9 protein-coding genes are annotated in these 8,982 nt (G+C 42.5%); 4 read left to right on the forward strand and 5 right to left on the reverse strand.

Annotated features, from left to right (window positions below):
- Positions 1-14: 14 nt before the first annotated feature.
- From ggt to L4C32_RS19475, 3 genes are all read left to right on the forward strand, one after another.
- Positions 15-1,769, forward strand: coding sequence for a gamma-glutamyltransferase (gene ggt / locus L4C32_RS19465; RefSeq protein WP_428198556.1), 1,755 nt, complete (start codon positions 15-17; stop codon positions 1,767-1,769).
- A 106-nt stretch (positions 1,770-1,875) separates the two neighbouring features.
- Entirely contained in the window at positions 1,876-2,304 is a 429-nt protein-coding gene (locus L4C32_RS19470) for a universal stress protein (protein WP_428198557.1), read from the forward strand.
- 161 nt (positions 2,305-2,465) lie between these two features.
- Positions 2,466-2,846 carry a VOC family protein gene (locus L4C32_RS19475; RefSeq protein WP_428198558.1) on the forward strand — a complete coding sequence of 127 codons (381 nt, stop codon included), beginning with the start codon at positions 2,466-2,468 and terminating at the stop codon, positions 2,844-2,846.
- Between the two features lie 68 nt (positions 2,847-2,914).
- On the opposite strand, the gene L4C32_RS19480 is transcribed toward L4C32_RS19475, so the two are convergent.
- Both L4C32_RS19480 and L4C32_RS19485 read right to left on the reverse strand, forming a co-directional pair.
- Entirely contained in the window at positions 2,915-3,829 is a 915-nt protein-coding gene (locus L4C32_RS19480) for an aldo/keto reductase (RefSeq protein WP_428198559.1), read from the reverse strand.
- A 45-nt stretch (positions 3,830-3,874) separates the two neighbouring features.
- On the reverse strand, positions 3,875-4,120 hold the full coding sequence (locus L4C32_RS19485) for a hypothetical protein (protein WP_428198560.1): 246 nt from the start codon (positions 4,118-4,120) through the stop codon (positions 3,875-3,877).
- A gap of 146 nt (positions 4,121-4,266) precedes the next feature.
- Between L4C32_RS19485 and L4C32_RS19490 the strand changes: the two genes are divergently transcribed.
- The gene (locus L4C32_RS19490; protein WP_428198561.1) at positions 4,267-5,154 is read left to right on the forward strand and encodes a LysR family transcriptional regulator; all 888 of its coding nucleotides are present in this window, start codon (positions 4,267-4,269) and stop codon (positions 5,152-5,154) included.
- Here L4C32_RS19490 and L4C32_RS19495 read toward each other — a convergent pair.
- The 3 genes from L4C32_RS19495 to L4C32_RS19505 all read right to left on the reverse strand — a co-directional run bounded on the left by L4C32_RS19495 (position 5,146) and on the right by L4C32_RS19505 (position 8,907).
- Positions 5,146-6,531, reverse strand: coding sequence for an SLC13 family permease (locus L4C32_RS19495; protein ID WP_428198562.1), 1,386 nt, complete (start codon positions 6,529-6,531; stop codon positions 5,146-5,148). The two genes, L4C32_RS19490 and L4C32_RS19495, sit on opposite strands and share 9 nt — an antisense overlap.
- 149 nt (positions 6,532-6,680) lie before the next feature.
- On the reverse strand, positions 6,681-7,247 hold the full coding sequence (locus L4C32_RS19500; protein ID WP_428198563.1) for a glutaredoxin family protein: 567 nt from the start codon (positions 7,245-7,247) through the stop codon (positions 6,681-6,683).
- A 187-nt stretch (positions 7,248-7,434) separates the two neighbouring features.
- Positions 7,435-8,907, reverse strand: a complete 1,473-nt coding sequence (locus L4C32_RS19505; protein WP_428198564.1) for a C69 family dipeptidase — start codon at positions 8,905-8,907, stop codon at positions 7,435-7,437.
- Positions 8,908-8,982: the final 75 nt, after the last annotated feature.

The raw sequence follows: 8,982 nt of genomic DNA on the forward strand, positions 1-8,982 counted from the left end.
ATATAAGGGAATGTATGTTTAAACTAACCTTGATTCCACTCAGTATCGCTTTTGCTTCATCTTCAGTATACGCAACCTCTTCGATCGAAGAAGTCGCCGACACGGTTGCTCCTGAACTTACCAGTAAAGTAACCAGTAAACAGAGTGTGGTTGCCGACAATTTCATGGTGGCAGCAGCCAATCCACTTGCCGTGGAAGCAGGATATCAAATTCTAAAATCGGGTGGATCTGCAGCAGATGCATTAGTGGCCGTTCAAACCGTTCTCGGTCTGGTTGAGCCTCAGTCATCAGGTTTAGGCGGTGGAGCATTCCTTGTCTACTTCGATGCAAAAAGCAAAAAAATCACCACTTTTGATGGCCGAGAAACCGCGCCTCTAGCGGTAAAGCCTGAGCTGTTTCAAGACGAAAACGGTAAACCGCTTAAATTTTTTAATGCGGTAGTTGGCGGTCGCTCAGTGGGTACGCCGGGAACCGTAAAGCTGCTCGCAACCATGCATGAGAAATACGGTCGCAAAGCTTGGTCAGAACTATTCCAACCAGCGAAGGATTTAGCAACCCACGGTTTTACCGTCTCCGAACGACTCGCATCTTCCATTGCCCGAGACAAAGATCGCTTGAGCCGCTATCCAGATACTAAAGCGTATTTCTTCACCTCCGATGGCGAGTCGCTGAAAGAGGGAAGCCTATTGGTGAATAAACCTTACGCGAAAACGTTAGATACACTGGGGAAAGAGGGAGAGTCGGCTTTCTATTCAGGGCAACTTGCCAAAGATATCGTCAAAAAAGTATCCGGGGTTAGTGACAATCCGGGTTTCCTAGCATTGGAAGATTTCGCCACATACAAAATTCTCGAAAGAGCGGCGACATGTGTTGATTATCGTCAATATGAAGTGTGCGGAATGGGGCCACCAAGTTCGGGTGCGCTTACTGTCGGTCAAATATTAGGGATTGCCAGTCATTTTGATTTGAAAGCAATGGGGCCGAATGATCCTCAATCGTGGCAGATCATCGGCGATGCTTCTAGGCTCGCGTTCGCTGACCGTGGTCGTTATATGGCCGACTCCGATTTTGTGCCAATGCCAGAAGGTTTATTGGATAAAGACTATCTGAAAAACCGAGCGGCGCTGATCACCAAAGGTAAGCCTTTATCTAACATCTCACCAGGAACCCCTCCTTGGAGCAGTAAGATGGCGCTGTCAGATGATCAGTCTATCGAGCTCCCTTCCACGACGCACATTGTAATTGCCGATAAAGAAGGCAACATCATCTCGATGACCAGTACTATTGAGAACGGGTTCGGCTCTCGCGTCATGAGCAACGGTTTTTTATTAAATAATGAATTGACCGACTTCTCTTTTGCATCACATAAAAATGGCTATCCAATTGCTAACCGCGTCGAGCCGGGAAAGCGCCCTCGGTCTTCTATGTCGCCGACCATAGTACTGGAAAACGGAAAACCATACATGGCAGTCGGCTCACCGGGTGGTTCTCGAATTATCGGTTATGTTGCACAAACACTTATTGCGCATTTTGACTGGGGTATGGACATTCAAGAAGCCATCAATATGCCACATCTTGTTAACCGTTTTGGTACCTATGATCTGGAGGAAGGGACAGATGCAGTGCGCTTTAAAGAACCACTTGAAAAAATGGGATTCAAAGTAAATATCCGAGATCTAAATTCTGGGTTGCATGGTGTTGTATTCACGGATAACAAATTAATTGGTGGCGCAGACCCGAGACGTGAAGGTATTGCAATGGGTGACTGATACTAAGAAATGTTATTACGTTAATCATTAAATATGAGGACGCTCACCTTTTTTCCTCACACAAATACTATGCTTATTGTAGTGTTTCTACTAAGAGGAACTGGTTATGCAATACAAACATATTCTTGTTGCACTAGAGCTAGCAGAAGAGAGTTACACTCTTATTGATCGCGCTGTTTTTCTCGCCAATCAGCTGGATTCAAGAATTTCTTTTATCCATATCGATGGGACCCACGGTGAGATCTATCCCGACTTAGTCGATATCAAAGTTAACCCCGATTTAAGACCACTCAATGAACATACCATGGAGCAACTCCGTGCCTTTGAAACTAAGACTGATTTCCCTGTCTCAAAGTTTATCGTGGGCACAGGGGACTTAAGTGAAAAACTGCATGAGGTGATCAGTGGAAATAACATCGACCTGCTGATTTGTGGTCATCACCACGATTTTTGGAGTCGCATTATCTCCTACTCACAAAACCTTATTAATAAGTCCCCGGTTGATATTTTAGTGGTACCAATAATAGAGGCTTGATGGCAACGTTATCTTACATGCTCGGGTTTACCAACTTTTTTGTTAAGGAAGTTGGTAATACAGACATTCAATTGAAACACAAAGCGACTTGCTTCTGTAGGTCCGTTATTATAGATATGACTCGATCTTTACTTTCTTTCAGTTAAAAAGGACAAACTGCAATGCTTTTAGGTGTATGTCTTGGCACTAATGATCTGCACAATGCGGGGCTATTTTACGATAAGCTATTAAGTACACTTGGTATGGTTCGCACTATGGAGGTAGACGGCGAAATTGGTTATGGCACTTCTGATGGCCAGAGCTGTTTTTGGATTTTAACTCCTTTCGATAACCAACCAGCATCTAACGGTAATGGCACGCAAATCACCTTCAAGGCTGCGAGTAACGACATGGTAGAAGCGTTCTATCATGCCGCTTTGAAACATGGCGCAACAGACGAAGGCTCTCCCGGCTATCGGTATCGCCCTCGTTATTTTGGCGCTTACTGTCGTGATCTGGATGGTAATAAGTTACACGTAATGTATGAAGCTGAGTATGATTAGCCACGGTTAATCGTGAAATCGGATATATATCCAAGTTTTGCGCTCATCAACGCTTGTTTAATCGTACCTTATGGCACAGAAAATCCTTTTGAAGCTACCCACACGCGATACCACTGCTCGGTATTCATTTGCAGTTTTCGTGCCCCAATGGCTTCTTTTACTCTTGCAATTTTTCCTGAACCGATAAGAGCAACAGGGTTTGATGGGTGCTTTAATACCCAAGAAAAAATCACCTGCTCAATAGAGTGAGCCCCTAACTCTTCTGCCAATTGCGTTAAAGTGCCACGTAATCGTATGGCCTGTTCAGTCTGTTCGCTAAAAATATGACCACCCGCCAGACACGACCATGCCATTGGGCGTATACGGCATTGTTGCAATTGGTCGCACACACCATTTCCAATAACATCAAAGTGCATTGGGTTCATTTCTACCTGATTGGTCACCAATGGAGCCTCTAAACGAGACTGCAATAAATTGAATTGAGAAACGGTAAAGTTTGATACGCCAAAATGTTTTACTTTACCGCTCTTTTTAAGCTCAGCAAAAGCTTCTGCAACCTGATCAACATCCATAAGAAAATCAGGACGGTGAACTAACACGGTATCGAGCTGTTCAACACCTAAACGACGTAATGAATTGTCGATTGAGTCCAGAATGGCTTGTTTACTACTGTCATAGTGAGATACGCGCTTTTCACCGTTGCCCGTTGCAATACCATTAATGCCAAACTTTGACACTATTTCAATTTTTTCTCGCATGGTGGGATCGAGTTTTAACGCCTCACCAAATAAAGTTTCACATCGACCTGAACTATAGATAGCGGCGTGATCAACGGTTGTCACTCCCATTTCTACATGGCTTTTCAAGAATGACAAGCGTTCTTGAGGGCTCATCTCCCATGACTCTAAACGCCAATAACCTTGAATGAATTTAGAAAACTCCGGCCCTTGTGGTGCCATTAAAACTTTTTCAACATGACTCATAATAATCTCTTAGTTATTGTGGAAAAATGATGAATACTGCGCACTTTACTCGAGTAAAAAATATCGACCAATGCCATATAGATATAGGATAGAAAAAATAATATTAATGTATTTAAGTTGTCGTTCAGTATGAAGCCAGGCACAGTATATCCAGATCAAGCAGAAAGGAAGCCCGACAAACATGGTTAATGGATACCAGTTTTGCACGATGGCGACGGTACTAATAATGCCGAGGACTAACGCTAACCACTTCAGCTCCTGTTCATAGTTTGCGAGAGTCTTTTTTTCCATTATCGCTGAAATCCTTCTTAATATTATAAATTCAATATCCAATACTAGCACTCAATAGCAATATCATCATAACGGTCAGTGAATTAGTGGCAGCTTGGTGGTATATTTCAAAGATTAGCTAGCGGCAACATCGAGGTTAAAACACTATGGACGTCAAAGTCTTCCGCACATTTTTAGAAGTGGCAAAAGTTCGTCACTTTGGCCGAGCCGCTGACAACTTATACATCACTCAAGCCGCGGTAAGTGCGCGTATTAAACAGCTAGAAGGTTATTTTGATACTCAGCTATTTATTCGTGAAAGAAATAACATTCGCCTTACCAGTGCTGGGGAGCGTCTGATCGGATATGCCGATATCATGGTAACCACTCTGCAGCAGGCGAAATTTGAACTCTCTTTAGAAGAGACAAAAACGCTGCAACTCACTCTGGGTGGCACACCGAGTATTTGGGATGCCTATCTACAGAACTGTTTAAGTGTCATCACTGACGCCTTTGGTGGTTATGGCTTTATGGCTGAGGTGCAGATACCGCAGCAACTTGATCGCAGTTTATTAGAACGTACCTTAGATCTCGCTTTTATTTTTGATCCTCTTAAATCCGAAGAGTTAGAGTGTAAAAAAGTGTCCGATTTAGTACTGGTATTGGTCTCGACTCAACCGTGTGATATTCAACAAGCGATGAGTGAAAAGTATGTCTATGTCGACTGGGGAACTCGCTTCTCTTCCGAGCACGCCGAACGCCATGCTAAAGCACCGGCTCCCTATTTACGAACATCAACAGGTCGTATTGCTCTGGATTTTATCTTAGAGAAAGGGGGAACTGCATACCTACCTGCCTCTATTGTTGATCCTTTTATTAACTCTGGACAGCTGTATCACGTAGATGGCGCGGAGGATTGGAGTCGACCAATTTATCTCAGTTACCGGAAAAACAGCACCTCAATCGAAGCAATCAAACAGGTTGAAGCCTTAGTCAAAGAGATAGATTTGCTTGCTGCATATAGCCTACAGCAAGCGGGTGAGTTACTACCATAATAGCATTGCTATCAGGGTTAAAATGACCATACAGACGAAATTAAGAATGATCCCAACTCGCATCATTTCGTGCTGTTTGATGTGACCAGACGCAAACACAATCGCATTGGGTGGTGTCGCTACGGGCAACATAAAGGCACATGAGGCTGCGGTTGCAATTAACACAGACAACACCACTGGGGAAAGACCAAATGCCTCTGCTACCCCTGCAAACACTGGAACTAACAGCGCTGCACTGGCCGTGTTACTGGCAAACTCAGTCAAAAAAACCACAAAACCAGCAATCACTAACATGATTAAAAACAGGTCCCACTGAGAGATCATATCGCTCAACTCATTGGCTAAAAAGACACTGGTGCCTGTCACTTTGAGCACATTGCTTAAGCAGATGCCTCCACCAAATAGCAACAATACGCCCCAATCTGCCGTTTTTTCTACATCTTTCCAATGCACTACACGCGCAAAATTAACCAAAACAATTGCGAGCAGAGCCACCAAAGTATCAAACTTGGCAAAACCACCGATCATGGCATTAATGGGTTTACCAAAAATCCACAAAAATACCGTTAAGACAAAGATACAAAGGGTCACGATTTTGCCTTTGTCCCAGTTGACGGGTTCATAGTTAATTTCAAAGCTACCTGTTAACTCAGGTTTGAGCATCAAATAGAGCACTGCAATAGCGAAAGGCAGCAAGATGAGAGAGGTTGGTAGACCAAACGACATCCACTCGGTAAATGTGAGGCCGACTTCAGCAGCAGCTATCGCATTAGGAGGGCTTCCTACTACGGTTGCTATCCCACCAATACTGGCGCTATATGCAATGCCTAATAACACAAAGACATAGGTATTGTGTCCACTCTCTTCATTCACCTTTGAAAGAATACCCAACACCAATGGCAACATCATTGCCACGGTAGCGGTATTACTGATCCACATTGAAAGTAGAGCTGTGGCACCAAATAACATAAAAACAGCCACACTCATCTTGCCATTCGCTAGTACCAGTATTTTATCGGCAATTACTTTATCAAGATTTTGTCTGCGCATCGCAGCAGCTAACGCAAAGCCGCCAAGAAAAAGAAAAATGATCGAGTTAGCAAAGTTATTTAATGCCGTTTGAGTATCAAACACATCAAACAGTACTGCGATGATTGGGACAAAAATGGCGGTTACGGTAACATGCAGCGCTTCGGTAAGCCAAAGCACAGCAATAAAGGCTAAGATACTCAACCCTAGAACCACTTTAGGTTCAAAGGGTAAATAGTTATACATCAAATAAAATAGCAACAAATCCAGCAAAATAATGATGCTATTTTTGTTAAAGAACCACTCCGTAGTATTACCTGGTAGTGGCACATTATCGTTTTTATTCATCGTAATGCTCCCTCTTACAGGATGGTGGTTTCCATTAAACCACTACCTATAAAGTAGCACCATTACGTGTAACTGATCATTAGCCATATCAAAATTGTGGGATTATTTTATGTTACTTGTTGCACTGCTCCATAAAATATAGCCTCAGATTAATGGTTAGCAGCTAGCCAGCTTGATAAATTATCTGCACCACCAATATATTGACCCTCCATCCATATCTGAGGCACAGTAACCGGTGTTTTTTGGCCAATGTGCGCTTTTACTTCAGGGATCATTCGATAAAGCGCCGCACTCTCTTTCACCACGTCGTAGTACGTGTATTCGATACCTAATTCATCAAGCTCCGCTTTCGCTTTCACGCAATATGGGCAAGTCGCTTTGCCATAAACAATGTTACCTTGCAGTTGATCTTGTTTGGCCCATTGTTCAATGACAGATTGAATCAACACACCGCGATTTAATGCCTCGCCTTGGCTCACTACTTTACTTTCGACAACGACAATCGGAGCGTGCCATGAACCCAGTTTAAGTGGTTCCCACCAATGCGATAACCAATCTTTGACTTCAAGATCTATTGGTATTCCATCTAATTCATTCGCAAAGGTATCACTTAGAATGTCTTTGGTTAGTGTGCATTCGCCACATGGAATATTCACTTTAAAAGGTCCCCAACTGCCACCCCATCGGTAAAGCGTGATTTTTACAGGATTGGTCATATGATTACTGCCTTGTGGAATATGTTGTTAAGAGTCTATATCTATAAGAACAGATTAGTGATAAAAACATTTCAAGTAAAATGCAGAGTCGATATAAAACGAAAAGGGGGAGGCTCAATATAGAACCTCCCCCTTTAATACATGCTAACGCATTCAAACTGTTAGATGTAATGACGTGTTGTAAAGACTACAGATTCATTATCTTTTTAAACTCCTCTTCAGAATACTTTTTCTCGGTACTCTTCGTAAGATCAGTCATCATTTTATAACGTATATCCGTCGCCATGGTTAGCGTACGTTGTAGTTGACCATAGGAGTAATCAGAAGCCATCTCTAAAGCGGCTTGTTTATCCTTTTTATATAACGCTTTCAATGTCATGTCTAAGTTACTAACTTGCTTGTACAGTTTGGTCTCTTCTTTGCTCCATGTCGATTGAAGCATAGGTAGATATTTTTCAGGGTTTGCTGAGGCCAACGAAGTTAAACTTCTAAATTGCCAGTAAGCTGATTGATCCGAATACGTATCACTGCCTGTTTGATAAGCCACAGGGTAAGATTTTAAGCTAGTGTACAATGGAACAAGCACCGATTCTGGAAGCACACCAAAACTCTGCCAAATAATGCCTTGTAGTTCATGAGGCATATCTTTACGTAGCTGAATAATATGTGATTCAAGTTGGCGTTCAACTCTCATCGGTCGCTTTGCCTCTTTTTCTAATTTGGTTCCTTTAAACGTGGCACTGAGTACACTAGCCACATCTTTAACGGATATTTTGTCATCTGGCTTCATAAACAGCGGATATTGATCTTGACGCGTTTTTTGCGTTTTAGATTCAGTCAGCATCTTTTGGCCTAACCACTCACGATCGACATTGTAGATGTCACCTGTAACACCGAATGCCTTAGCAAAATTAAACGATGATGCATCCGGTTTGTCGAGTAATTTGTTTTGTTTTACAAAGTCCATGAGCCCCTCAGAATGAAGGACATCATCACTACTAAGATCTACCCCATGAATACGTAGACCATTGGCGATCATTGCGTAGCTATCGTCAGGTACTTTCACTGCAATCCAATGATGACCTGAACCGATTTCAATCAACCAAACTTCATTTACATCGGCGATGTATAAGCTATTTCCTTCACCAGCACCATACTCATCTACATACTTTCCGAGTAGCTCAACACCTGCTTTGGCTGTTTTTACTTGTGGAAGGATTAACGTTGGAATAATGGCTTCAATAACCCCAGCATCATTAAGAGGGTCGATTTTAAGTACTTTTTCATTAACTTCAGTACTTGTGGTTGCAGAGATCGCTACATTGTACTCGTTGATCCCTCTCTCTTCATAAAACTTACCTTGGCTATCAACAGTATTCGCATCCCAATCAGGTATTGCCGAATAACCGTAAAACTCTTTTGGCATAGGGACAACAAGACCATTTCCTAGCGTCCACGTTTCAGCATCATTCTTTTGTGCAGGTCGATATGCTAAGTGTTTATTCCAATTATTGGTGCCAAAGTCTTCATTACGAGCAATCATTATACTCCCATCCACTGAGGCACCTTTGCCAACAATTAAGCCAGTACAAGCATTCACACTAATGCTGAAGGTCGAAATAATGGCAGCAGACAGAAGGGTTAAAGATAGTTTGTTCATTATAAACTCCAAAAATGAAAAAATGTCGGTAATTCAAAATCGTCATTCATCACTACAACTCAATATCATTCATAC

It is taken from the genome of Aliivibrio kagoshimensis (assembly GCF_050337105.1).
GTDB classification, from domain to species: Bacteria; Pseudomonadota; Gammaproteobacteria; order Enterobacterales; family Vibrionaceae; genus Aliivibrio_A; species Aliivibrio_A kagoshimensis.